Annotated in this window: 19 protein-coding genes and 1 tRNA gene; 9 read left to right on the forward strand and 11 right to left on the reverse strand. The window is 33.4% G+C overall.

Translation table 11 applies throughout. From position 1 onward, the window contains the following. Positions 1 to 1,461, reverse strand: coding sequence for an IMP dehydrogenase (gene guaB / locus ACP5O9_RS00415; RefSeq protein ID WP_353686450.1), 1,461 nt, complete (start codon positions 1,459 to 1,461; stop codon positions 1 to 3). Positions 1,462 to 1,493: 32 nt separating this feature from the next. Here guaB and ACP5O9_RS00420 point away from each other — a divergent pair. Then, positions 1,494 to 1,566 (forward strand) — tRNA-Arg (locus ACP5O9_RS00420). Here ACP5O9_RS00420 and ACP5O9_RS00425 read toward each other — a convergent pair. After that, positions 1,567 to 2,790, reverse strand: a complete 1,224-nt coding sequence (locus tag ACP5O9_RS00425) for a bifunctional 3,4-dihydroxy-2-butanone-4-phosphate synthase/GTP cyclohydrolase II (protein WP_353686451.1) — start codon at positions 2,788 to 2,790, stop codon at positions 1,567 to 1,569. It lies immediately after the preceding tRNA gene. 122 nt (positions 2,791 to 2,912) lie between these two features. Here ACP5O9_RS00425 and ACP5O9_RS00430 point away from each other — a divergent pair, with 122 nt between their 5' ends. Genes ACP5O9_RS00430 through ACP5O9_RS00465 form a run of 8 tightly spaced genes read left to right on the forward strand, consistent with a single transcriptional unit; the run spans position 2,913 to position 10,933 of the window. Further along, positions 2,913 to 4,226 (forward strand): hypothetical protein, encoded by a 1,314-nt coding sequence (locus tag ACP5O9_RS00430; protein ID WP_428723222.1) that lies wholly within the window; start codon positions 2,913 to 2,915, stop codon positions 4,224 to 4,226. Beyond that, positions 4,201 to 4,719, forward strand: coding sequence for a hypothetical protein (locus tag ACP5O9_RS00435; protein ID WP_424904830.1), 519 nt, complete (start codon positions 4,201 to 4,203; stop codon positions 4,717 to 4,719). Before ACP5O9_RS00430 ends, ACP5O9_RS00435 begins: the two co-directional genes overlap by 26 nt. Then, the gene (locus tag ACP5O9_RS00440) at positions 4,703 to 5,131 is read left to right on the forward strand and encodes a hypothetical protein (protein WP_353686454.1); all 429 of its coding nucleotides are present in this window, start codon (positions 4,703 to 4,705) and stop codon (positions 5,129 to 5,131) included. The genes ACP5O9_RS00435 and ACP5O9_RS00440 overlap by 17 nt, the downstream gene beginning before the upstream one ends. Beyond that, a complete protein-coding gene (gene mshL, locus ACP5O9_RS00445) occupies positions 5,107 to 6,714 on the forward strand; it encodes a pilus (MSHA type) biogenesis protein MshL (RefSeq protein ID WP_424904832.1) in 1,608 nt (535 codons plus the stop codon). Before ACP5O9_RS00440 ends, mshL begins: the two co-directional genes overlap by 25 nt. After that, positions 6,711 to 8,351 carry a GspE/PulE family protein gene (locus tag ACP5O9_RS00450; RefSeq protein WP_424904833.1) on the forward strand — a complete coding sequence of 547 codons (1,641 nt, stop codon included), beginning with the start codon at positions 6,711 to 6,713 and terminating at the stop codon, positions 8,349 to 8,351. The genes mshL and ACP5O9_RS00450 overlap by 4 nt, the downstream gene beginning before the upstream one ends. After that, the gene (locus ACP5O9_RS00455) at positions 8,348 to 9,562 is read left to right on the forward strand and encodes a type II secretion system F family protein (RefSeq protein WP_428723223.1); all 1,215 of its coding nucleotides are present in this window, start codon (positions 8,348 to 8,350) and stop codon (positions 9,560 to 9,562) included. Before ACP5O9_RS00450 ends, ACP5O9_RS00455 begins: the two co-directional genes overlap by 4 nt. Next, on the forward strand, positions 9,562 to 10,386 hold the full coding sequence (locus ACP5O9_RS00460) for an ExeA family protein (protein WP_353686458.1): 825 nt from the start codon (positions 9,562 to 9,564) through the stop codon (positions 10,384 to 10,386). The genes ACP5O9_RS00455 and ACP5O9_RS00460 overlap by 1 nt, the downstream gene beginning before the upstream one ends. 1 nt (position 10,387) lies before the next feature. Next, positions 10,388 to 10,933, forward strand: coding sequence for a hypothetical protein (locus ACP5O9_RS00465; protein WP_353686459.1), 546 nt, complete (start codon positions 10,388 to 10,390; stop codon positions 10,931 to 10,933). Here the strand turns inward: ACP5O9_RS00465 and ACP5O9_RS00470 are convergent. From ACP5O9_RS00470 to ACP5O9_RS00510, 9 genes are read right to left on the reverse strand one after another with little or no spacing between them, the layout of a single operon-like run. Then, complete coding sequence (locus tag ACP5O9_RS00470; RefSeq protein WP_428723224.1) at positions 10,907 to 12,358, reverse strand: DegQ family serine endoprotease; 1,452 nt, start codon at positions 12,356 to 12,358, stop codon at positions 10,907 to 10,909. The two genes, ACP5O9_RS00465 and ACP5O9_RS00470, sit on opposite strands and share 27 nt — an antisense overlap. Before the next feature lie 12 nt (positions 12,359 to 12,370). Then, positions 12,371 to 13,015 (reverse strand): fructose-6-phosphate aldolase, encoded by a 645-nt coding sequence (gene fsa / locus ACP5O9_RS00475; RefSeq protein ID WP_353686461.1) that lies wholly within the window; start codon positions 13,013 to 13,015, stop codon positions 12,371 to 12,373. Then, positions 13,012 to 13,785, reverse strand: coding sequence for a YkgJ family cysteine cluster protein (locus tag ACP5O9_RS00480; protein WP_353686462.1), 774 nt, complete (start codon positions 13,783 to 13,785; stop codon positions 13,012 to 13,014). Before ACP5O9_RS00480 ends, fsa begins: the two co-directional genes overlap by 4 nt. Further along, positions 13,769 to 14,905, reverse strand: coding sequence for a (Fe-S)-binding protein (locus tag ACP5O9_RS00485; protein ID WP_428723225.1), 1,137 nt, complete (start codon positions 14,903 to 14,905; stop codon positions 13,769 to 13,771). The genes ACP5O9_RS00480 and ACP5O9_RS00485 overlap by 17 nt, the downstream gene beginning before the upstream one ends. 2 nt (positions 14,906 to 14,907) lie before the next feature. After that, on the reverse strand, positions 14,908 to 16,410 hold the full coding sequence (locus ACP5O9_RS00490; protein WP_353686464.1) for an Rne/Rng family ribonuclease: 1,503 nt from the start codon (positions 16,408 to 16,410) through the stop codon (positions 14,908 to 14,910). Then, complete coding sequence (locus tag ACP5O9_RS00495; RefSeq protein ID WP_428723226.1) at positions 16,407 to 18,815, reverse strand: TIGR03960 family B12-binding radical SAM protein; 2,409 nt, start codon at positions 18,813 to 18,815, stop codon at positions 16,407 to 16,409. Before ACP5O9_RS00495 ends, ACP5O9_RS00490 begins: the two co-directional genes overlap by 4 nt. Next, entirely contained in the window at positions 18,815 to 21,910 is a 3,096-nt protein-coding gene (locus ACP5O9_RS00500) for a sensor domain-containing phosphodiesterase (protein ID WP_428723227.1), read from the reverse strand. The genes ACP5O9_RS00495 and ACP5O9_RS00500 overlap by 1 nt, the downstream gene beginning before the upstream one ends. A gap of 46 nt (positions 21,911 to 21,956) precedes the next feature. Further along, the gene (locus ACP5O9_RS00505; RefSeq protein ID WP_353686467.1) at positions 21,957 to 22,832 is read right to left on the reverse strand and encodes a methyl-accepting chemotaxis protein; all 876 of its coding nucleotides are present in this window, start codon (positions 22,830 to 22,832) and stop codon (positions 21,957 to 21,959) included. Between the two features lie 11 nt (positions 22,833 to 22,843). After that, positions 22,844 to 23,632 (reverse strand): MBL fold metallo-hydrolase, encoded by a 789-nt coding sequence (locus tag ACP5O9_RS00510; RefSeq protein ID WP_353686468.1) that lies wholly within the window; start codon positions 23,630 to 23,632, stop codon positions 22,844 to 22,846. Positions 23,633 to 23,652: the final 20 nt, after the last annotated feature.

A 23,652-nucleotide genomic window follows, 5' to 3' on the forward strand; every position in this document is an offset into this window, starting at 1 on the left:
TCAGTCTTCAATCCAGTAATTTGGTGCTTCTCTTGTTATTGTTACATCGTGAACATGGCTTTCTCTTAATCCAGCATTTGTAATTTTGATGAATTTTGCTTTAGTTCTTAATTCCTCAAGGGTTCTACAACCGCAGTATCCCATTCCGGATTTAAGCCCTCCAACTAATTGATGAACACTTTTTGAAAGAGGTCCTCTATAGGGGACTCTTCCTTCAACTCCTTCAGGAACGAGCTTTTCAGGAGTTAATCCTTGCTGACTATATCTATCAGAAGAACCACTCTGCATTGCACCAATAGAACCCATGCCTCTGTACGTTTTATAACTTCTTCCCTGATAAAGTATAATTTCACCTGGAGCCTCATCTGTACCTGCAAAAAGACTTCCAATCATAACACAGTGTGCTCCTGCTGCAAGAGCCTTTGTTATATCTCCTGAATATTTAATTCCGCCATCAGCTATCAAAGGAATTTTATATTTTGATGTAACCCTGTAACAATTCATAATTGCTGTAAGCTGTGGAACTCCTGCACCAGCAACAATACGGGTTGTGCATATGGAGCCCGGTCCAATTCCTACTTTTACTGCATCAGCACCTGCCTGAATAAGTTCTTCCGTAGCTTCAGCTGTTGCTATGTTTCCAGCAACCACATCTATGTCAAATCTTCTTTTAAGCTCTTTTAATGTTTCAATAACAGCTTTACTGTGTCCATGAGCAGTGTCAATTACAATTGCATCTACACCTGCTTTCACAAGTAATTCTGCTCTGTAAATTGCTGGTTCTCCAACTCCCACAGCTGCTGCAACACGAAGTCTTCCAATATGGTCTTTACAGGCATTGGGATATTTTTTTCTTTTTTCAATATCCTTTATTGTTATTAAACCTTTGAGATTGAAGTTTTCATCAACAATTGGAAGTTTCTCTATTTTGTATTTATGAAGGATTTCCTGGGCTTCCTCAAGTGTAATCCCCACGCCTGCAGTAATAAGTCTTTCTTTGGTCATTACTTCTTCTACTTTTTTTGTAAAATCTCTTTCAAATTTAAGATCTCTATTTGTAATGATTCCAACGAGCTTTCCATTTACTGTAACAGGAACACCAGATATTCTATATTTTTCCATCAAAGCTAAGGCTTCTGATATCGGTGCATCTGGTCCAATTGTAATTGGATCAACAATCATTCCACTTTCTGATTTTTTTACCTTGTCTACTTCCATTGCCTGTTTTTCAGGAGGCATATTTCTGTGAATTACTCCAATGCCTCCTTCTCTTGCAATTGCAATTGCAAGATTTGCCTCTGTAACTGTGTCCATTGCAGCGCTCACAATGGGAATATTGAGTTTTATATTGGGAGTAAAATAAGTTGTTACATCAACCTCAGCAGGAACAACATCTGAGCGGGAAGGTACAAGTAGCACATCATCAAAGGTTAATCCTAAAGGTATTTCATTTTCTCTCATCTGATAACTCCTTTTTGTTATAATTTATTTAAGCGCCTGTAGCTCAGTGGACAGAGCGTGGGGCTCCGGACCCCAAGGTCGGAGGTTCAAATCCTCTCAGGCGCATTATACTTTTGTTAATATGTGTCCAAGCTTTTCCTTCTTTGTTTTTAAATAGCATCTGTTATTTTCATTTGGTTTAATTTCAATTGGGACTCTTTCAACCACCTTAAGTCCGTAACCTTCCAATCCTACAATTTTGCGGGGATTGTTTGTCATTAGCCTCATTTTTCTAACTCCGAGGTCAACTAAAATCTGAGCTCCTATTCCATAATCTCTTAAGTCTGGTTTAAAACCGAGTTTTAAGTTAGCTTCAACTGTATCATAACCTTTTTCCTGAAGTTCATAGGCTTTTAACTTGTTAAGGAGTCCTATTCCCCTTCCTTCCTGTCTCATGTAAAGAAGCACTCCTTTGCCTGCCTCTTCAATCATCTGCAAAGCTCTGTGAAGCTGTGAGCCGCAGTCACATCTTTTTGAAAGAAAAACATCACCAGTTAAACATTCTGAGTGAACTCTTACAAGGACTTCATCACCTGGCTTAATGTCTCCTTTAACCAGTGCAAGATGGACCTTGTCATCAATCAAAGTAGTGTATGCTATTGCTTTGAACTCTCCATAATCTGTTGGAAGATGAACAGTGGCAACTTTTTTAATAAGGGTTTCATTTCTCATGCGATATCTGATTAGATCTTTGATTGTAGTAATCTTAAGTCCGTGTTTTCTTGCAAATTCCATTAATTGGGGAACTCTTGCCATTGTTCCGTCTTCGTTCATAATCTCGCATATAACACCTGCTGGATACAGTCCTGCAAGACGGGCAAGATCAACAGCTCCTTCTGTATGACCTGCTCTTTTAAGAACTCCTCCTTTTTGTGCTCTTAAAGGGAAAACATGCCCTGGTTTAACAAGATCTTCGGGTTTTGTTTTCGGGTCAATTGCAGTAAGAATTGTATGAGCTCTGTCATGAGCTGAAATTCCTGTAGTTACACCTTTTCTTGCTTCAATTGATACAGTAAAGGCTGTCTGATGGGGTGATTCATTTAAATCTACCATCATGGGAAGTTTCAGTTCTTCAACCCTCTCAGGAGTTAAAGCCAGACATATTAAGCCTCTGGCATACTTTGCCATAAAGTTTATCGCTTCAGGTGTGACTTTTTCTGCTGCTATAAAGAGATCTCCCTCATTTTCTCTATCTTCATCATCAACGAGTATAATCATTTTTCCCTGAACCACATCCTCAAGAACTTCTTCTATTGTATTAAATTTGAATGTCTCTTTTTTTATTGTCATTTCTATGACCTCCTTTAATGATTAATTTTTAATATATCAAAATTTGAAAGGTTTTTGCGAGATTTAAATGAAAAACATGAAAAATTTTGAGCATTTTGAAGTTTATGTTATAATTTTTAATAATGAAAAAAGCCTATTTGAGTATAGAGGGAAATATTGTAAAAGCTATTATACCTAAAAAAGACATTGAAGATGCTGAATTTTCAGAATTTTCTCGGGATGAAATCTTTGGATTCATTAAAGAGTATTCAATAAAAGAGCTGTATATTTCAGTCTTCTTCTCAGATCTATACACATTTAAATTTTCTCTGCCTTTTCAAATTCCTGAAAAGAAAAAAATTCTTGAAAAACTTGTATTTAATGAAATAAGAAAAAGATCTCCATCTTTGCAGCAGTTTTCATTCATCTATGAAAAATACACAACTGAGGCAAGAACCTGGATAAGATGTTATGTGGTGCCTGAGTCTTCCTATCAATTTATTGAGGAACTTATTGAAGCAAAAATTAATATAAAAGCTCTTTATCCAATGCATATTCCTTTAATTTTTTTTATAAACTCTGATTCAGAACTCGCAGAAAAAAACAAAATAGTGTGTTTTGTTTCTGGAACATCAAGATTTTTATTCATTTTTGAAAAATCAGAGATGCTTATTATGAGAGAGTTTGAAGGGAGAGAGAGTTTAACCGATGAAGATACAGTTAATATCAATATGACAGTGAACTATTCAATACAGAATCTAAGAGTAACTCCTGAAGAGATTATTTTTATTGGCACAAAACATAAGGAAGTTTCAGGACTTATTCTTCCACACAGGTTTCTGTCAGTATTGCCAGAAAATGAGAAATATGCCATTCCGCTGAGCATGGTATTGTTTGAAGAGAATCTAAAAAAGAGAAGCATCCTACCACAGTTATACAGAAAATTTAAAAAAACAATGAAATACTTAAACTATGCAAGTTTAGTATTATTGATGGCTGCTGTAGTTTTATTTGGATACAATATAGTGTATCTTTATGATTTAAACTCCCTTTACCATTCGCTTAATTCCCAAAAACAATATATATTACAGCATAAACAAGAATTTATTAATCTTCAACAAAGCATTAAAAAATATGAAACTGAGTTAAAACCTTTTCAGGATTTACGAAACAAAAGAAATTCTATTATTGATACAAGAGCTCTTCTTATGAAACTTATTCAGGCTAAAACAGAATTAATTTATCTGGACTCTATAGAAATTGATCCTGAGAAATTGGAAATAAAAATAAAGGGTAAAAGCACAGGTAAAAATTTTTCCGAAAGACAGATTTCTTACTTAAAATTTAAGGAACTTCTTTCTCAAAGGGGATTTAAAATTACAAATGAAAAATTGGATATTACAAAAGGAGACCTTAGCATAGATGCAGTTTATGAGTATTCAGGAATTTTACAATAAAAAAATAGGCAGAAAACTTCTCTTTGTAACCATTGTTTATGCTATTGTTATGGTTCTTCTTTATGTTTTTATTTATCTTAACAAAACAGAGCAAGCCCTGAAGGAAGATTATGCCTTGATAACAAAATTAGACAACAAGATAACTCAGGGCATTAGATTTAAAAGAATACTTGAAAATATAACAGTACCTGAAAGAAAAGATTCAGAAATTTTAGCAGCCCAATTTCTTGATAATCTGAAATCAAGATTTCCTGAAATTAACATAGAAATATCGAATATACAAAAAGAACAAAAACAATTAAGCTATGATATAACTTTGAAAGCTGAAACTTTATGGAATAGAGTTGTTGATATTTTAAGCTTTCTTGAAGAGACAGAATATCCCTTGATTTTCATTAAATCAGTAGCTCTTTCTTCTAAGGGCAATACAACAGGTATTGATATCAAAGTTCATTTAAAGTTATTTTATCAAGAAAGTGAGAAAAGAACTTAAAATATCAATTGCTATTTTTATAATCTCCCTTTTAGGCTTAGGAGTTTCTTTGAAGATAAAACCTTTGAGTGTTGTCTCTCCAAATGAAAAAAACATGTTAGAGTATGCTTTTCCAGAGATAACAATTAAGGAGAGAGTCCGTATTTCTTATAGTAGTTTACAAAATCCCTTTGAAACCTCAAAAATAGTAGAAGCTAAAAAAAACCCTAAAGAGTCGGTTGTTAAAGAAGCTCCTTTACCTGTGCTGTCATTTATCTATGAAGGCAGGAATAAGTATGCTGTAATAGGAGATTCAATTGTCAGAGAGGGAGACTCAATCAATGGATACCAAGTAAAAGCCATATTTAAAGATAAAGTTTTAATTAAAAATAAACAGGGAGAAACAAAATGGCTAAAGTTAGAAAATTATTAATATTGCTTCTTTTATTATTCATGTATGCCTGCAGTAGCACTCAAATGAAAGGAGAAATAAAGATTCCTCAGATTGAGCTTCCTAAAAAAGAAGAAACAGTAAAAAAAGAAGTTTTCCCAGACTTCAGAATAGAGCAAGAGGATATAACCCCACTTAAGATGAAAAGGGTTTCTGTAAATGCAAGACAAAGTCCTTTAAGGGATATATTGATTGTTTTGTGTAGAGATGCTGGTTTAAATCTTGTTATTGAAAAAGGGGTAGATCCAAATGTCCCAGTAACAGTAGTTTTAAACAATGTTACATTAAAAGATGCTCTTGAGGCAGTTTTTTCCTCAACTGATTATTTTTATAAAATTGAAAGAAATGTGCTTACAGTAAAAGATACTGATACAAAAATATTTCACCTTAGCACAATTCCAATTCAACAAAATTATTCAACAGATGTTGGTGGAGACATTCTTGGTGGTGTAACAGGCCAGCTACCAGGTATAACTACAGGCACTACAGGAGGCACTACAGGAGGCACAGCAACTACAATACTTAAAGGGAATGTATCAAAATCTGAAAAAACAGATGATACAGCATATAAATTCTGGGATTCAATTGAGAAAGCACTTTCTACAATTCTTGGAGTATCAGATACTAAAACAATTCCACAGCAAGTAGCTTCATTGCAATTAGGTACTTCAATGCCTCGTGAAAACTATGTAATAAATAGAATGACAGGAACAGTGATGGTTACAGCAACAAAGAAAAATATAAAAAAAGTTGAAGAGTATATTGAAACAGTGAAAAAGGTTATGGCAAGACAGGTCCTTATAGAAGCCAAAGTCATAGAGGTTGCACTTTCAAAATCTTTAAAATACGGAATTGATTGGTCTTTTTTAAGAGAGTGGAGTCATGGCACACATAACTGGAGCATTGGTGGGAGCACATCAGGCTTTACAAATGTAATAGGTGCTGATAGCCCATACTCTTTGGGTAAATTTTCATTGACAACAACTGCTATAAAAGATTTTTCAGCTTTAATAAAAGCTCTTGGACAATTTGGAGATGTAAGAACCCTGTCAAATCCTCGTGTAAGTATAATGAATGGACAGACTTCGCTTTTTACAGTTGGAAGAAATTACTCGTTTATATCAAAGGTTCAGAGCAATGTTACAACATCCGGAACAGGTTCTCCGATAATAACTTATACAGTAGAAACAGGCAATCTTCTTTCAGGACTTATTATTGGAATAGTTCCTTACATTGATGAAAATGGAGAAATTTCTCTCACAATTACTCCAATAGTCTCTAAGCTTATAGATATGAAAACAGCAACTTTTGGTTCTTCAGGTAGTGAAACAGTAATCCAGCTTCCAAATGTTGATTTAAGAGAACTAAGCACAACAGTAAAGGTAAAAGATGGTGAAATTATAATAATTGGTGGAATGATTAAAAAGGAGGAAACTCTATCAGAAAATAAAGTGCCACTCTTAGGAGATATTCCTATGGTTGGTGAGCTTTTTAAAAGTAAAGATAAGGAAGAGATAAATACTGAGCTTGTAATACTTCTGCAGCCAAGGATTATTTCACAATGAGACTTGGTGACCTTTTATTAGAAAAAAAATTAATAACTCCTGATGAACTTAACATAGCTCTTAATGTTCAGAAAATTACAGGTCAGGTTCTCGGAAAATGTTTAATATCACTTGGATTTATTACATCTTCAGAGCTTGCAGAAGTTCTTGCAGTTCAGCATGGGCTTGAATACATAAATCTCAGAGACTATCCAATTGAAACAGAACTTCTTAAAGCTTTTCCCAAAGATGTTACTGAGTCAGCAAGATTTCTTCCAATTGAAGAAAAAGAGGAAGTTATTAAGATTGCAGTTACTGATCCAAGCAATATTGTTGCTTTAGATAAAGTAAAATCAATAACAGGCAAAAGGGCAAAGGCCTGTCTTACAGATGAAGAAGGTTTTATAGATACTCTTGAAAAAGCTTACTATTTCCTGGAAAATCCTACAGAAAAAATCATAGAAAATGCAATAAATGCAACCTTAGGGATAGGTGCAGCACCTCCTGAAATTTTTCCTAAGATTGTTGATGCAATTTTAGCAGAAGGAATAAGAAGAGGAGCTACAGATATACACATAAACATAAATGCTGGAGTTGTAACAATCTTTTATAGAGTTGATGGTATATTAAATGAAGGTTATTTCCTTCCAAGACTGCTACATACAGGAGTTGTATCAAGAATAAAAATTCTTTCAAGGCTTGATATAGCAGAGCAAAGACTTCCTCAGGATGGTTCATTTATTTTTACACTTGCAGGCAAAAAATATGAGGTAAGAGTATCAACTATTCCTACAGTAGAAGGAGAAAGCGTTGTAATGAGGCTACTTTTCGGTGCTTCAGAGGAGTTCTACAGTCTAACCAAGCTTGGTTTTAGTGAATCACTTGCTTTAAGATTAAAAGAGATTATAAAAAAACCAAACGGTATAATTCTTGTTGTTGGACCTACAGGTTCTGGAAAAAGCACAACTCTTTATGCATTAATAAGAGAAATTAATAGACTTCAAAGGTCTGTTATAACAATTGAAGATCCTGTTGAGTATAGAATTAGTTTTGTAAAGCAAAGCGAAGTAAATGAAAGGATTGGATATAACTTTGCACTTGCTGGAAGAAACTTTATGAGACATGACCCTGATATAATTCTTCTTGGTGAGATTCGTGATGAAGAAACAACACGCATTGCAATAAGAGCATCAATTACAGGACATCTTGTTTTGAGCACTCTTCATACTTCGGATGCGGTAAGTGCTGTTCCAAGGCTTTATGATCTTGGTGCAGACAGATTTCTTCTGAGTTCATCTTTGACTGCTGTGCTAAGTCAAAGACTTTTAAGAAAAATATGCCCCTTTTGTAAAACTTCAAGAGATTTAAATGAAAGAGAAAAAGAAATTTTTGCTTCTTCAGGAATAAAGCTGGATAAGATTTATTATGCTAAAGGATGCAAGATGTGTAGGAATACTGGATACTTAGGAAGAGTAGCAATAGGAGAACTGATGACAGTAAATGAAAAAATAAGGGAGATGATTTATGAAGGAGCTTCTTTTAACTCTCTTACAAAAGCTGCAGCTGAAGGAGGAATGCTCCCAATTAGGATTGATGGATTGAGGAAAGTTGCAGAAGGAATTTCAACACTTGAGGAGGTTGAAAGGGTTTTAGGATGAATATTTTCATGTACAGAGCTGTTACCGAAGAAGGAAAAGTTTTTAGAAGTTTTATAAAGGCAAACAATTATGAAGAAGCAATGCAGCTTCTGACAATGAAAAACATTTATGTTTTATCAATGTTAGAAATACCAAAGATTTTATCCCCTTTTATCAGCTTTTTCTCAGGCAAAATAAAAAATATTCATTTAATTGAATTTTCAAAAAATCTCTCAATAATGCTTAAAGCAGGAGTGCCTCTCACAGCAGCCCTTGCAGATATCGCTGAAAACATGACAAACCAGAGATTCAAAAGAATAATTTTAGATATAAAAGACATGATTGAAAAAGGAATGCCCTTTAATGAAGCAATATCAATGCAAAAAGATGTTTTTCCTCGAGTTGTTCAATATCTTATAAAAGTCGGAGAAGAAACAGGTCGTCTTGACAGAAGCCTTAGTGAGATAGCGGATTATTTTCAAAGAATTGAGGATTTAAGAACAGCCATAAAAAGAGCTCTTATTTATCCTATTTTTGCTACAGTGGTTTCTTTTGGTGCTGTTTGTTTCTGGCTTATTTATGTTCTGCCAAAAATTGTAAATGCAATGCAGGGCATGGGAGTAAAGATTCCTTTTATTACACAAATTATGGTTCAAATCGGTGCCCTGCTGGCAAAGTTTTTTTATCTTTTGCCTGTCATACCTTTAATTTTTGTTCTTTCAATGCCTTTAATCAAAAAAAATAAAAAATTGAAATGGATAAAAGACTTCCTTTCGTTTAAATTGCCCATAATAAAAGAAATATTTTATAATAGAGCAGTTGCTCTCTTTACAGAGCAGTTTCGCATTCTCACTGTAGCAGGTATTCCAATAGACAATGCTCTTGACATGACAGCAGAAGTTGTTAACAATGAAATAATGAAAAAAGCAATAAATAATGCAAAAGAGAGAATTACTGTAGGAGAAAGAATTTCACAATCTCTTAAAGACCAGAAAATTTTCCCGCCTATGGTAATCAGGCTTATAAACATAGGTGAAACTTCAGGAAATCTTGACGAACAGCTTGGATTTTTAACTAATTATTACACTTCAAAACTTCAGGAATACTCTGTGAGGCTTGGCAAAATCATAGAGCCTGTAATGATTTTATTTATCGGTTTATTTTTTGCAATAATTTTAATCAGTCTTTTAAGTCCTCTTTATGATTTAATCTCAAAACTTGGAGGACAGTAGTGGAATATTATGAGTTCTATAAATTTAAAGAAGACCCCTTTGGGATAACTCCTGATCCAGATTTCTTTTATCCTTCAAAAACCCATATGGAAGCTTTTGAATCTATCCGATATCTTATTCAGAAGGGTGAAGGATTTATGCTTGTTACAGGAAATCCTGGAACAGGGAAAACAACGCTTATAAGAAAATTCTTAAGAAACTTTAAAGAAGAAAATATCTTACCAATTGTTATCTACAATTCCTCTCTTACTCCTGAGGAGTTGCTCAAAGGAATAATTGAGAAATTAAGCAAAAACGACAATCAGATTGATTTAAACAAATTTCAAAGCAAGTTATCAATGATTGAATTTCTATCAGAGTATCTCAAAAATAAAAAACTCTCAGGTTATAAAAATATTCTTATAATTGATGAAGCCCAGGACATGCCTGAGGAAACTCTCACTGAAATAAAACATCTTTCAAATATTGAAACAGAAAAGGAAAAACTTTTTCAGATTATTCTATTTGCTCAGCCTTATTTTGAAGACCTTCTTGCAAAACCTAAATATTCACAAATAAACCAGAGAATAAGCCTTAAAGTAAGGCTTTATCCTTTAAGTAAGGAAGAAGTCGGAGAGTATGTAAAATTCAGACTCCAGACAGTAGCAGAAACACCTGTGTATTTTAAGAAATCAGCTATAAGAAAAATATACAAGGCATCAAAAGGAATTCCAAGACTTATAAATCTTATATGTTCCAGAGCCTTAATGGTTGGATATATTAAGAATTCGTATAAAATAAAAAAATCCTATGTAAAACTTGCTGTAAAGCATCTTCATTTGTAAAATGGAAAAAATTACTCTAATTAACAAAGTAGAACTTTTATGGGATAACATTGATGAGCTAAGAAAGCTTGTTGAAAGGATAGATTCAATTTTTAAAAATTTCCCTGAAGTTTTTAAAGAAACGATGTTACTGGCAACACAGGTAAAAGAATTAATCATAAAAATTGATCCCTTTGTTGATATTTATTCTAAGAAAGTTTGCGCCACATGCAGTAATATCTGCTGTTTAAACAAAAACAGTCGCTATGAATATGACGATTTAATTTATGTTTTAGCATTAAGAGAAAAATTTCCTCTGCCTCCGAGAAATCTTAAAGAAAAACAACCATGTTATCTTCTTACAAAAAAGGGATGTAAAATTCCACGATATCTTCGTCCTCTTAGATGTAATTGGTATTTCTGTAAAGATCTCTTAGAAGAAATGCAGACTGCACATGCCCGTGTTTTCAGAGAATTTTCAAACACTTTTAATAAAATGCTTTATTTAAGGCAGCAGATGCTTAACTCTTTCTTCCAATTACTATCCAATCTTAAGAGTGACATATAAGACTCTACCGTTTCTGTAAAACCATACAACAGCTTCATTTTTGATATTTTTTGCTATTTTTGAAAAGTCTTTTACATTGTTAATTTTTTCATTATTAATTTCTATAATCACATCTCCTTGTGAAAGTATTCCTTCAGCAGGGCAGCCTGGCTCAATTGATACTACAACAACTCCTTTAATTTTTTTAGGAATGTTTAATTCATTTCTTATTTTGTCTGTTAGATTATCAACATGAATACCTGCCAGAACATTGTCTGTCTGAGAAAGCTGCTTTTCGCTGGGAAGTTCACCTATGGTAGCAGTTATTGTATAATGTTTTCCATTTCTTATTATCTCCATCTGAACTGTTTTTCCAGGAGGACTACTTACTACCATGTTTCTGAGATGAGCAGAATCCTCTACTTCTTTACCATCAAAGCTGATGATAATGTCCTTTCTCATAAGTCCTGCTTTTTCAGCAGGGCTGCCTTCATCAACATCTGTAACAACAGCGCCTTTTAGTTCTTTCAATTTTGCCATTTTTGCCATTTCGGGATCTATATCTTGAACAGTTACACCAAGCCATCCACGAATTACTTTCTTATACTTGATAAGACTTTCCATTACAGTCTTTGCCATGTTGCTTGGAATTGCAAAACCAATTCCCTGATATCCTCCTGTTGTGCTAAATATCGCTGTATTTATTCCAACAAGTTCTCCACGAACATTCACAAGAGGACCACCTGAATTTCCTGGATTAATTGCTGCATCTGTCTGAATAAAGTCTTCATAATCAGAGATTCCTACATTTGCTCTACCAGTAGCACTAACAATACCACTTGTTACAGTAAGGCTTAATCCATAGGGATTTCCAATTGCTATTACTGTTTCTCCAACCTTTAGTTTGTCCGAATCACCCCATTTAATTGGATGTAATCCTTCTGCTTTTATTTTTATCACTGCAATATCAGTTTTTGCATCATAACCAATTACAGTTCCATCATAAACCCTTTTGTCATAAAGCTTTACTTTAATCTCATCAGCACCTTTAATTACATGATAGTTTGTGAGAATATATCCTGAAGAATCAACAATCACTCCTGAACCAAGTGATGTTTGCGTATATTCTCTTTGTTTGAAAAATTCTCCAAATTCCTCATCAAAAAATCTTCTGAAAAAAGGATCACTGAAAGGAAAAGGAATTCCTGGCCTTTTAATCTTTTTTGTAGTGTAAATGTTTACTACTGACGGTCTTACAGCCTGAATAACCTCTGCCATGGCATTGCTTATTTTTGACAAAATTTCTTGAGACTCCTTAGAAATCTTATAATCCTCTGAAAATCCCTTGTTCTGAATATCAAATTTTGAAGCAATTATAAGCCCTACTGTAATACCTATAACAAGAAAAATGATACCTGAAAGAAGAATTTTTTTACTTTTTATCATCTTCTTCCTCCTTTATTTTTTAATTTTTTCCCAATCTTTAAGAAATCTTTCAATGCCAATATCTGTTAAAGGATGCTTGATTAACTGTTTGATTACTGAATAAGGGATTGTTGCAATGTGTGCACCAATTCTTGCTGCTTCAAGCACATGCAAAGGATTTCGAATACTTGCCACAATTACTTGAGTTTCAAAATCATAGTTTTCAAAAATAATCTGGATGTCTCTTACAAGTTCTATTCCAAAGTGGCTTATGTCATCAAGTCTTCCAACAAAGGGACTTACATATGTAGCACCTGCCTTTGCAGCTAAAAGAGCCTGTAGTGGAGAAAAAACAAGAGTTACATTGGTTTTTATCCCTTCCTGAGAAAGTTTCTTAACTGCCTTCAATCCATCCTCAGTCATTGGAATTTTAACAACAATATTTGGATGAATTTTACTTAACTGATAAGCCTCTTTCACCATATCATCAAAATTAAGAGATACTGCTTCAGCGCTCACAGGACCATCTACTATCTGGCATATTTCTTTAAGAAGAGACAGTGGTTGTTGCTTTTCCTTTGCAATAAGCGAAGGATTTGTTGTCACTCCATCAATAACTCCAGCTTCCCATGCTTTCTTAATCTCTTCAACATTCGCTGTGTCAATAAAGAATTTCATTGTTCAGCCTCCTTCATAACTTTAATCAGAAAGTTTTCTCCTTCTTTCTCTATTAAAACTCCATAAAGAGGAGCAATTTCCATCAAAGACCTACCAAAAAGCAAAGGCAGAACATCATCCTGAATCTCCAGTTTTTTCTTTGCCCAATCCCTTATTGTAGAGTCAAATAAAATCATCTCAACAATTTTTTCAAAAATTTCTTCTTTGCCAGAGACAAATTCTTCCACAATATCATTGAATTTATAAAGAGAGCATTTTTCTTCGTGTTTATTTATAGCCTCTTTAACAATGTCAATACTGCCGAAAAGGTCATTTCTTGTTAGTCTTCTTTCCTCAAGACCTGTAATTGTAATGTTTTGACTCCAGCATTCAAATTCTCTGCATACAGTGGGTCTCATCTCATAGATTGTGCAACCTACTTCAGGGTCATAAAAAAGACATGTAGAGCTTGCAAAGATAGGACGGAGTTTTATCAATTCCATTGACGAATAATAGGTATCACCATCAATAAAAGAGCGAATTTTTTCACCCTCTCTTATTGTATAAATGTCCTTTTCAGATATAACACCCTTTTTCAATAGGATGATATCTTCTTTAAGAATTACTGGAGTATCCCTTTTACAACACTCTCCACATCGCTGGCATTCTGTTTTCATAGAAAACTTCATTTTCTTCGGCTTTCCATCTGGATCATAACCCTGAACAACTGATTCCTTTTCAGGTTTATAAACTGTTCCGTCAGGTAAGATTATTTCAAATGACTTTTCCATTTTTTTCTCCTTTCAGCAAAATTTTTTTAATTACCTCTACATAGTGAAGTATTTTTTTATCTTTCATAGCTGATTTTAACTGAATTATGCAATTTGGACAAGAGCTTATTATCATATCTGCTTTTTCATATTCTAAAACTTTTTTCTTAAGAATATCCATAGATTGTTTTTCAAATAAAAAAGAAAAGATTCCTCCAAAACCGCAGCATCCTGTTTTTTTGCTGGCATCAATTCCAAATTTTTTTAGCAATTTCAATATGTTATCAGCATCTTTAACATAGTTAAAAGTATGGCAGGAAACATGGAAAAACACATGACCATTGCTGTCTCCTTTGAACTCCTCCAGAGTGTCTTCAAATAAATCTGCAAGTCTCAATACATTGAGCCCCTGTCCGATAATTTCTTTATACACATCTTCAATAAAATGAGCACAGGTTGGGCATGGAGTAACTACACCATCAATATTGAAGGATTTATAAATTTCCACATTTTTTTTGGCGAGCTTTACTGCTTCTTTTTTAAATCCTGCAGCAAGCAGTGGTGCTGCACAGCAGTGCTGTTTTGGCACAATAACTTCATAGTTCAACCAGTTTAAAATATAAATTAAAGATTCAGTGATTGAAGGCATCAAATAATTTGATGAGCATCCTGAAAAAATTGCTATTCTTCCTTTGGGTTTTAATCTGCTGTAAACCTGAAGAAAGTTGGCTTGCCGTTTAATATTCGGGGAGGGAAATCTGTTGAAGTATGGTAGATTTTTGATGTTTAAAGAGTTTTTAATATAATTTAAAATGGAAAAAATTGAGAAAAATATCTCGGGATAAAAAGAGAAATACTTGAACAGGTATTGAAAAACCCCTTTTTTCATTTTTGTTCTTGTTTCATAAATGAGAGTTGTTACATCTATATTTAAAGGACAGCAGCTTTCGCAACTTCCACAAAGAAGACAGCTAAAAATTCTATTTTTAAAGGATTTCTCACAGGTTATTTCGTTCTCCTGCAGAGCTTTAATAAGCCTCAGCCTTCCTCTTGGACAGAAGGATTCATTAAGAAAAATCTGATAACTGGGGCATGTTTCTTTACATTTTCCACATTTATTGCATTCTGCAAGTAGATTCATTCTTATGGCATGTTTTTATGAATTGAGTAATTTTCCTGATGTAGCATCATATCTTTTTTAATTGTAATTCTTATTTTTTTTGTATTTTCAATTTCTTCTATTGAGTCTCTTTCTTCATCAGTAAGCAAATCTGCAACTGAGGAATTGGCAACTACTGTAAGCTCTGTTCCTTGAGGAACTGTCATGAATCTTAGCTTCCTTAAGATTTCATAGGCTACAGTTTTTATGCTTTTTACTCTTCCTTTGCCCTCACAATAAGGACAGCTGTCACATAATATGTGTTCAAGGCTTTCTCTTGTTCTCTTACGGGTCATTTGAACTATTCCTAATTCTGTAATGTTGTAAATTGTTGTTTTTGCTCTGTCTTTTTTCATCGCCTCTGTCATGGCATTTATGATTTTTTGTTTGTTTTCCTCCTTTTCCATGTCTATAAAGTCAATTAATATAATTCCACCGAGATTTCTCAGCCTTATCTGATAGGCAATTTCTTTGACTGCTTCAAGATTTGTTCTGAGAATTGTGTCTTCAAGATTCTCCTTGCCAACATACTTACCAGTGTTTACATCTATAACAGTCATTGCTTCTGTCTGATCAATAACAATGTATCCTCCAGATTTAAGCCATATCTTACGATGAAGTGCTCTTTCAAGGTCAACCTCTATGCCGAAGGCATCAAATATTGGTTCTTCTCCTTCATATAGTTCAATCTTATCGGCAAGTCTTGGAAAATAAACCTGAGCAAATTCCTTAAGCCTTTGCCATTCAATATAATTGTCAATAATCATACGATCTACATCCTGAGTCATAAAATCTCTCAGACTTCTCAGGACAAGGTCAAACTCACTGTGAATAAGAGATGGAGCATGAGCTTTATCTTTTTTCTTCTGAATGTTATCCCATAGGAGAAAAAGAAAATCAATATCCTTCTGAATCTCCTCTTGTGTTGCATCTTCACTAACTGTTCTCATAATTAAACCAAATCCTGGTGGTTTGATTTTACTGGCAAGCTCTTTCAGTTGCTTTCTTTTTTCTTCATTTTCTATTTTTCTTGATACACCAATGTGTTCCACCCCTGGCATAAGAACAACATATCTACCAGGAAGTGTAATTCTTGATGTAACCCTTGCTCCTTTTGTTCCCATTGGATCTTTTGCAACCTGAACAAGTATTTCCTGTCCTTCCTGGACAAGCTCTTCTATAGAAGCATCTTTGAAATCAATTTTTGGGAGGATATCTGTTCCCTCATCTGCTTCCAGAAAGGGATAAACCTCTTTAATTCCACCCCTTATGTCATCAACATAAAGAAATGCTGCCTTATCAAGTCCTATATCAACAAAGCAAGCTTGCATACCTTTTAAAACCTTAACAACCCTGCCTTTATAAATATTTCCTACATAGCTTGAATCTCCTTTTCTTTCAATATAAAACTCAACAACCTGCCCACCTTCTAAGAGAGCAACTCTGCATTCCTGTTTTGTTACATTTATTAAAAGTTCATTACTCAAGGTTCTACTTCTCCTTGCTGGGCATACATAGCTACTCTTTTGATTTTCAAGTCATGTAGCTTTTTACCAAAGATAACCTCTACAATTTCAGAAATTCTTGCTTTATGAACACTGTCTTTTACTATTATACATGCTTGATTACCATTTATTTGAATTTCTTCTAAAAAATCCTTGAGATAAAGCATTTTTTCATCTCTTTTTATGGTCATAAGGCTTATGGCATTATTGTCAAGCATAAATTCTTCTTCCAGTTCAACAATATACTTATATCGCTGAATAAAAGAATTAAGGGAAGGACTTTCATGAGGAATTTTTTTTGTTTCAATAATTTTTAAGCCTTCAGGCAAAATGTGATTTAATCTTTCAATGTCCTGATGATTAAGCTCACCGTAAATCTTCAAATCAAAATACTCTCTTTCACTTTCAATTCCCACAGGTAAAGAAGGACCAAAAGAAATCTCTGGTTTTGGATGAAACCCCTTTGAAACTACAAATGGTATATCTGCCATTCTTAATGCTCTTGTAATGAGATTGCTTAATTCAAGCTGAGAAAGATATTTCATCACTCCTGTTTTTTTATGGCAAAATCTTATTCTGGCTTCTTGACTTCTTAAATCATTTAATTCATTTTTTATCATGACAAGCTGAGGCTTTGCATCCTTGATATGGTTCGGAATAATCGATTGGCATCTCAATCCGCATGCTTCACATTTATCAGTGCATTCTTTTGAGCATTCACGGTTCATAGCCTTTTTAAATTCAGTTTTAAGAAAATCTTTTTTTACTCCTGTATCAATAAAATCCCATGGCAGAGGTTCATCCAGAGAAAGCTGTCTATTTGCATAGTTAAATAAATCAATTCCTGTTTCATCCATAGCTTTGAACCATCTATTAAACTCGAATAAATCAGACCATGCACTAAGTGTTTCTCCATTAAGCCATACTCTTAATAAAAGTTCTGATAATTTTTCATCTCCTCTTGATAAAGCAGCTTCAAGAAGGCTCATCTCTGGATTATGTCCTTTATAGTGAATTTTACTTTTTTTAAAGGCTTCTCTTAAAAAATTAAGTTTCTCAACCATTTCATTAAAATTAATCTGTCCAAGCCACTGAAATGGAGTGTGGGGTTTAGGAACAAAGGGAGAGACAGTAACATTTATTTCAACAAATTTTTTAGTGTATTTTTTCGCAATTTTTATTATTTTTCTTGAAAAATTAGCAATTTCTTCTATATCTTCTGCTGTCTCTGTTGGCAGTCCTATCATAAAATAAAGCTTTATACTCTGCCAGCCTTCCTCAAACAAAACGCTGCAAGCTCTTTCAATATCTTCATCTGAAATATTTTTATTAATAACATTGCGAAGCCTCTCTGTGGCTGCTTCAGGTGCGATTGTAAATCCTGTTTTTCTTGCTGATTTTATTGCCTGAAGAAGTTGTTTTGTTACTCTGTCAGCTCTTATTGAAGGAAGAGAAACAGCAACTGCCTTTTCTGCAAAATATTGATTTAAAGCTTTAACAAGTTCAACTAAATAGGGATAATGGCCTATGCTAAAGGAAAGTAAAGAAAGCTCTTCATAACCAGTGTTTTTTATTAGATTTTTTGCAATTTCAAATACCTTCCCTGGGCTTCTAAATCTTAAAGGTCTGTAAATAAAACCTGCTTGACAGAATCTGCATCCTGAAGGACATCCACGGGATACTTCTACTGAGACTCTATCATGAACAATCTTTGCATAAGGAACCACAGGAGCCTGTGGGAAAGGAGCATTTTCCAAATCATTTATAAATCTTCTTTTAACAGTTTTTTTACCAGCATAAGGAACATAAAATCCTTCAATTTCTGAGATTGCCCTAAGAAGAGATTCCTTTGATGAATTGGATTTTTTCCATTCTTTGTATGTTTCAACAAGTTCCTTAACTGCCTCTTCTGCTTCTCCAATAAAAAAAGCATCAATAAAATCAGATACTGGCAGGGGATTAACAGTAGAGGGACCTCCAGCAATTACAAGAGGATGCTTACCAATCATTCTGTCCTGCCATTTTAGAGGGATACCGCCAAGCTCAAGCATGTTTAAAACTGCAGTATAGGAAAGTTCATATTGAAGGGAAAATCCTGCAATATCAAATTCATTGAGTGGAGTTTTTGTTTCAAGACTAAGTAGGGGAATTTTATGCTTTTTCATGTGCTCAGACATATCAATCCAGGGAGAGAATACTCTTTCAGCATAAACATAGGGGATACTGTTTAAGATATAATAAAGAATTTTCAAACCAAGATGAGACATTCCAATTTCATACACATCAGGAAAACATAGAGCAAATCTTATGAATTCTCCCTTTTTGTAAACAGCATTTATTTCGTGATTTATATATCTTGTAGGTTTTTCAAAATAGACAAGATTCATTATTTTATTATGTCACTTTCCACTGCTTTTTCTGAAAGTGGTTTTGAGAGGAAAAATCCTTGAAGCATGTCACAGCCAAGAACTCTCAAAATATCAAGATGTTGTTTATCTTCAACTCCTTCGGCAAGGGTTATATAGTCAAGTCTTTTTGCAAGCTCTATTATTGTTTGAACAATTACAAAGGATTTTTTATCTTTAAGCATATCTCTTACAAAGGCAATATCAATTTTAATAATGTCTACAGCTAAGTCCTTAAGATAAACAAGGGAAGAGTATCCTGTGCCAAAATCATCAATTGCAATCTTCGGTGGATTTTTCAATTTCTTAATCATTGAAATTAATTCTATTGTCCTTTCAGGATTTTCAATAAATATTCTTTCTGTAATTTCTACTGTAATTTTATCTCTTATATTTTCATCAATCCAGGATAACTTTTTAATAAAATCAGGTTCATTAAAGGTTTTTCCTGAAATGTTTATGGAAATATTAATGTTCCATTTTTTTATTTTTTCCGTGGCTTCTTTAATTAACCAATCTTCAAATTTGCTGAGATATTGACTGTTTTCTATATAGTCCATGAAAAAACCAGGATAATAAATTTTATCTCCCTGCACAATTCTAACTAAAGCTTCAAATCCTGCAACTTTTAAAGTATCAGTATGATAATAAGGTTGATAATAAAGAACAAACAGATCTTGCTCAAAGGCTTTCTTAACCAGATTAATCACATTCCATTGAGTTTCTATTTCTTTTTCTATCCCGGGGTCAAAAAACTTTATTATTCCTGGACCTTCCTTTTTAGCCTTTGTTAATGTTATGTCAGCTTTCTCATAAAGTGTCTTAAAGGTTTCTCCATCCTTAGGAAACAAAGCTAATCCAGCATTGATATAAAATAAAATGGATTTATTATCTATTTGAAAACTTAAGTCATTCAACTCGAATAGCCTGGAGTAGGTTTTGGATAACTCATATGAACCCTCTAAAGTTAAATATATGCCAAAGGTATCTGCACTGATTCTCGCTATGGCATCTGTTTCCTTAAAGGTTTCCTTTAATTTTTGGCTTAGAAATTTTAATAACCCATCTCCACCTGAAATCCCAAGAGTTTTGTTTATAGAAGTCATATTAAACACATCAATCAAAATAAGCACCCCTATGATTCCTCTATCTTTCGTTTCTTTTAATTTTAAGGGAACTTGAGCAGCAAAGCCATTCAAATTTAAAAGCCCTGTAAGTGCATCGTAGTTTTGTAAAATATTTATTCTTTCAGAAAGCATTATTTTTTCTGTAATGTCTTTTGCTACAGCAACAAATCTTAAAATATTTCCTGGAAGGCTGACAGGAACTATTTTCAGGTCAGCATGGAAAATTTCACCATTTTTCTTTCTATTTGGAGTTATGGCATTAAATATTTTTCCTGAAAGAATAGTATTCCACATCTGTTTATAAAATTCGGGTGGATTGAGCCCTGATTTAAATATTCTTGGATTTTTTCCAAGAAGTTCTTCCTTTGTGTATCCACTTATTTTTTCTACAGCTTCATTTACATAGATAATATCTCCCTTTTCATCAGTAACCAGTATCCATGTATCAGAATGTTTAAGTGCTTCTGCAATAATCATATTCTGTCTTATTCTTTCCACCCTTTCAACAGCAAAGGATAGATCTCTTTGGATTTCCCTAAGTAAATCAATAATTGATTCGTTGAAATAATCTGGAAATTCAGAGTATATGCTTAATATAGCCACAACCCTGTCGTGTTTCAGAATCGGTATTAAACATGAAGAAAGAATTCCTCTTTTTAAAAGCTCAGCTCTCAGAGGATTGTCTTCACCGTTTATTCTTAAATCAGGATTAACAATAACATTTTTTTCATTCAAAGCTTTTTCACATATATGTTCAGTTTTTTCAAAAAATTCTATAATACCCTGATCCTCGCCAAAATGAAATTTTGGAATTCTTCTGCAAGACTCATCACAAATACCTATCCATACAAGTTTAAACTTAAAATTATCTACCAGGGCTTTACATATTCCACTGAAGATTTCTTCTTCTGTTAAGGAGGTTGTTATTGTTTTGTTTATTTGTTTTAAAATTTCCTTTATATTTTCCGCACATTTTTGTCTGGATATATCATAAAACAATATAAAATTTGAACATCTGCCTCTAAAAAGAATCGTTGATGCTAAACACTGAACTGGTATTATCTTACCATCCTTTTTTATAAAAGAAATCTCATAAATTGCTGAAAATTTTTCACCTCTGAGTCTTTTTTCCATATTTTCAATTACTTTTTCTCTGTCCTTACTGTAAACCAGATCTGTACTGCTCATTTCCAATATCTCATCTTCTCTATAACCAAGAATATTTAATGCGTATTCATTGATAAAGACGATTTTTTCTTGATAGACAATAATGCCAATTATAGGAGAAGACTTTAATGCCTCAACAATATCATTGTTAGCCCACTCTTCAAGTAATAGATCTAATTGACTGTATAGACTTTTAATATGTTCAATTTCGTCCTCTGAAGCTTTTTCAATATCTTCAATGTTAAGCAAAGCATCCTTATATTTTTCTAATGAAGGATGAATAAAAATAAAATGAGGACATGGGAAACAGAAGTCCTCTGAAATTTTTATATTTTTTCCATTCTTCAACTCTTCCAATGTCTTTGTATATATGAACCCAATATCTGCAGCAGAGCTTTGCACAAGTTCAAGTATTTCATCGTAATTTCTGGTAAAAATTAGCTGAAAATTTTTGTAAACTTTTTTATGAAATAAAAGAGGAAGAAAAGAAAATTTTCTGTTTATCAAAGCCACATTTATTATTTCTTTTTGAGGATAATAGGAAGAGGAAATAATGCTACAAATAGAATGGTTCTCGTTTTTTAATTTGCCAAGAAGGATGTATCCTTTCTGGATAAGTTTTATTGTAGAATCAGGATTCGCATAGACAAAATGATAATCAAATTCTTGAAGTTTTTTTTCCTCTTCTATAAAGTCTTCAAAAGTAACAATATTTATTTGTCTCTCTAAAATTGAAGATATGTAAGAGATTATGCTTTTCCATTCTTCAATATCTTTTTCCAAACAGTGAGGACAAAAGGCAAAATTTAAAATTTTCGGCAACATAAAATTAAAACTTCGTTAATTTAGAGATTTCATCATTAACTTTCACAACAGTAGCGAAAACTTTATATGTTTCATTGAGCATAGATGCAGTATTTGTGATTCTCTTTGAAACATCGGTTAAAACCTGACTTTGCTCTTCTATTGCTGTTGATAAAGTATTTACTGCATCACCAACTGTGTCTGACATATCCTTTGTTTTTTCAAAAGACGCTCTTATTGTTCTCATTTCCTCTTCTACTTCTCTGAAAAGGTATTTGATTTTTTCTACCTCTTTGACTGCAGTTATTACTCTTTCACTAAGATTCCCAAGTATTTTACTAATGTCTTTTGTTAAAGTATCTGTTTTCTGAGCAAGTTTTCTTATTTCATCTGCTACCACTGCAAAGCCTCTTCCAGCCTCTCCAACTCTTGCTGCTTCAATTGAGGCATTGAGGGCAAGAAGATTTGTCTGCTCAGCTACATCTGAAATAGAAGTAACAATGTTGCCAATGTTTTTTGTTGCTTCTCCAAGTTCTTTTATGTTTGTGACAACTTCAATTATCTTTTCATTGTGGGATTCAATATCCTTGACTCTTTTTTCAAGTTCTTCATCCATTGCTTCATTTTGCTTAACAAGTGTCTGAACTTCTTCATTTATAGAGGCTACACTTTGTGACATGTCCCTTATGGTGGTATCAATTTCTTCCATAGCAGTGGCAATTGAGGAGACTTCATCCTTTATTCTTGAGAAATTGGAATCAATCAATCCCATTGTATTTGAAATTGTTGAGCCAACAATATTTGATTTTATAATACCTGAGGATAAAGTTCTAATAAGTGAAAGATTGGTATCAATGTCTTTTTTTGTAAGATTTGTATTTTTCTTTTTTCTTAAAAACATTTTATTCCTCCTTATCTGTAAAACTCCTCAGCTATATCAACTCCGCATTTTAAATTACTAAGCCAGTTAAAAAATTTCTGAATGTGTTCTTTCTTGTAAATTATTGCTCCATGCTGTGGCGCTATTCTTTCAATATTGAGTTTATTTATTTTTTCAAGATATTTTCTTATCACACTGTTTGATGCAAGATATCTCCGATGAAATCCCTCCATGAGCTTTAAATGACTGTCAAAGTCTTCAACATATGGATATCTCTGTCCTTTTGGGAATATCGCTGCTCCAAGATCTCCTGTAAATAAAGTTTTTGAACGGGGATCATAAACATGAAAATTGGCTACAGAGTGTAAGAAATGAGCAGGAATTATCTCAAGATAATCGCCTGAAGGAAGTTGAATACTTCCCCCGCCTTCCTCCAATGGGACAATTCTTGTCATATCAAATATCCCATAATGAGGAAGAAACCTAACCCACCACTTAGAAATATAAACTTTAGCAGATGTTACGCTGAGCCATAATGCCACACCAGAGGAGACATCAGGGTCCTGATGGGAAAAGAAAAGATGTTGAATTCTTTCAAGGTCAACATACCTTGATACATTTGCAACAACTCTTGGAAAAACATGAACACCACCCGGGTCAAGAATTACACCTACATTTTTATTTTCAATAAGATACTGATTTACCTGAACTAATCCTTCTTCTTCATTTTCTTCCCAGCCAAGCCAGATAAATTTATGGATTCCATCATCGTAAATAATATCTCCTCTTACAATGTCGACTTCTTTGTTTAATGCTGGCATATTTGCTCCTCCTTTAATAA

The sequence above is a fragment of the Thermodesulfovibrio sp. genome (genome assembly GCF_049969575.1).
Classification (GTDB): domain Bacteria; phylum Nitrospirota; class Thermodesulfovibrionia; order Thermodesulfovibrionales; family Thermodesulfovibrionaceae; genus Thermodesulfovibrio; species Thermodesulfovibrio obliviosus.

Bases quoted from the DNA above. Each gene is read 5' to 3' on its own strand.
- ACP5O9_RS00465 (WP_353686459.1), top strand. From the start codon at position 10,388: ATGGAAAAAATTACTCTAATTAACAAAGTAGAACTTTTATGGGATAAC.
- ACP5O9_RS00510 (WP_353686468.1), bottom strand. From the start codon at position 23,632: ATGCCAGCATTAAACAAAGAAGTCGACATTGTAAGAGGAGATATTATT.
- guaB (WP_353686450.1), bottom strand. From the start codon at position 1,461: ATGAGAGAAAATGAAATACCTTTAGGATTAACCTTTGATGATGTGCTA.
- ACP5O9_RS00480 (WP_353686462.1), bottom strand. From the start codon at position 13,785: ATGGAAAAGTCATTTGAAATAATCTTACCTGACGGAACAGTTTATAAA.
- ACP5O9_RS00425 (WP_353686451.1), bottom strand. From the start codon at position 2,790: ATGACAATAAAAAAAGAGACATTCAAATTTAATACAATAGAAGAAGTT.
- ACP5O9_RS00505 (WP_353686467.1), bottom strand. From the start codon at position 22,832: ATGTTTTTAAGAAAAAAGAAAAATACAAATCTTACAAAAAAAGACATT.
- ACP5O9_RS00455 (WP_428723223.1), top strand. From the start codon at position 8,348: ATGAATATTTTCATGTACAGAGCTGTTACCGAAGAAGGAAAAGTTTTT.
- ACP5O9_RS00435 (WP_424904830.1), top strand. From the start codon at position 4,201: ATGAGTATTCAGGAATTTTACAATAAAAAAATAGGCAGAAAACTTCTC.
- ACP5O9_RS00485 (WP_428723225.1), bottom strand. From the start codon at position 14,905: ATGAATCTACTTGCAGAATGCAATAAATGTGGAAAATGTAAAGAAACA.
- fsa (WP_353686461.1), bottom strand. From the start codon at position 13,015: ATGAAATTCTTTATTGACACAGCGAATGTTGAAGAGATTAAGAAAGCA.
- ACP5O9_RS00450 (WP_424904833.1), top strand. From the start codon at position 6,711: ATGAGACTTGGTGACCTTTTATTAGAAAAAAAATTAATAACTCCTGAT.
- ACP5O9_RS00430 (WP_428723222.1), top strand. From the start codon at position 2,913: ATGAAAAAAGCCTATTTGAGTATAGAGGGAAATATTGTAAAAGCTATT.
- ACP5O9_RS00495 (WP_428723226.1), bottom strand. From the start codon at position 18,815: ATGAATCTTGTCTATTTTGAAAAACCTACAAGATATATAAATCACGAA.
- mshL (WP_424904832.1), top strand. From the start codon at position 5,107: ATGGCTAAAGTTAGAAAATTATTAATATTGCTTCTTTTATTATTCATG.
- ACP5O9_RS00470 (WP_428723224.1), bottom strand. From the start codon at position 12,358: ATGATAAAAAGTAAAAAAATTCTTCTTTCAGGTATCATTTTTCTTGTT.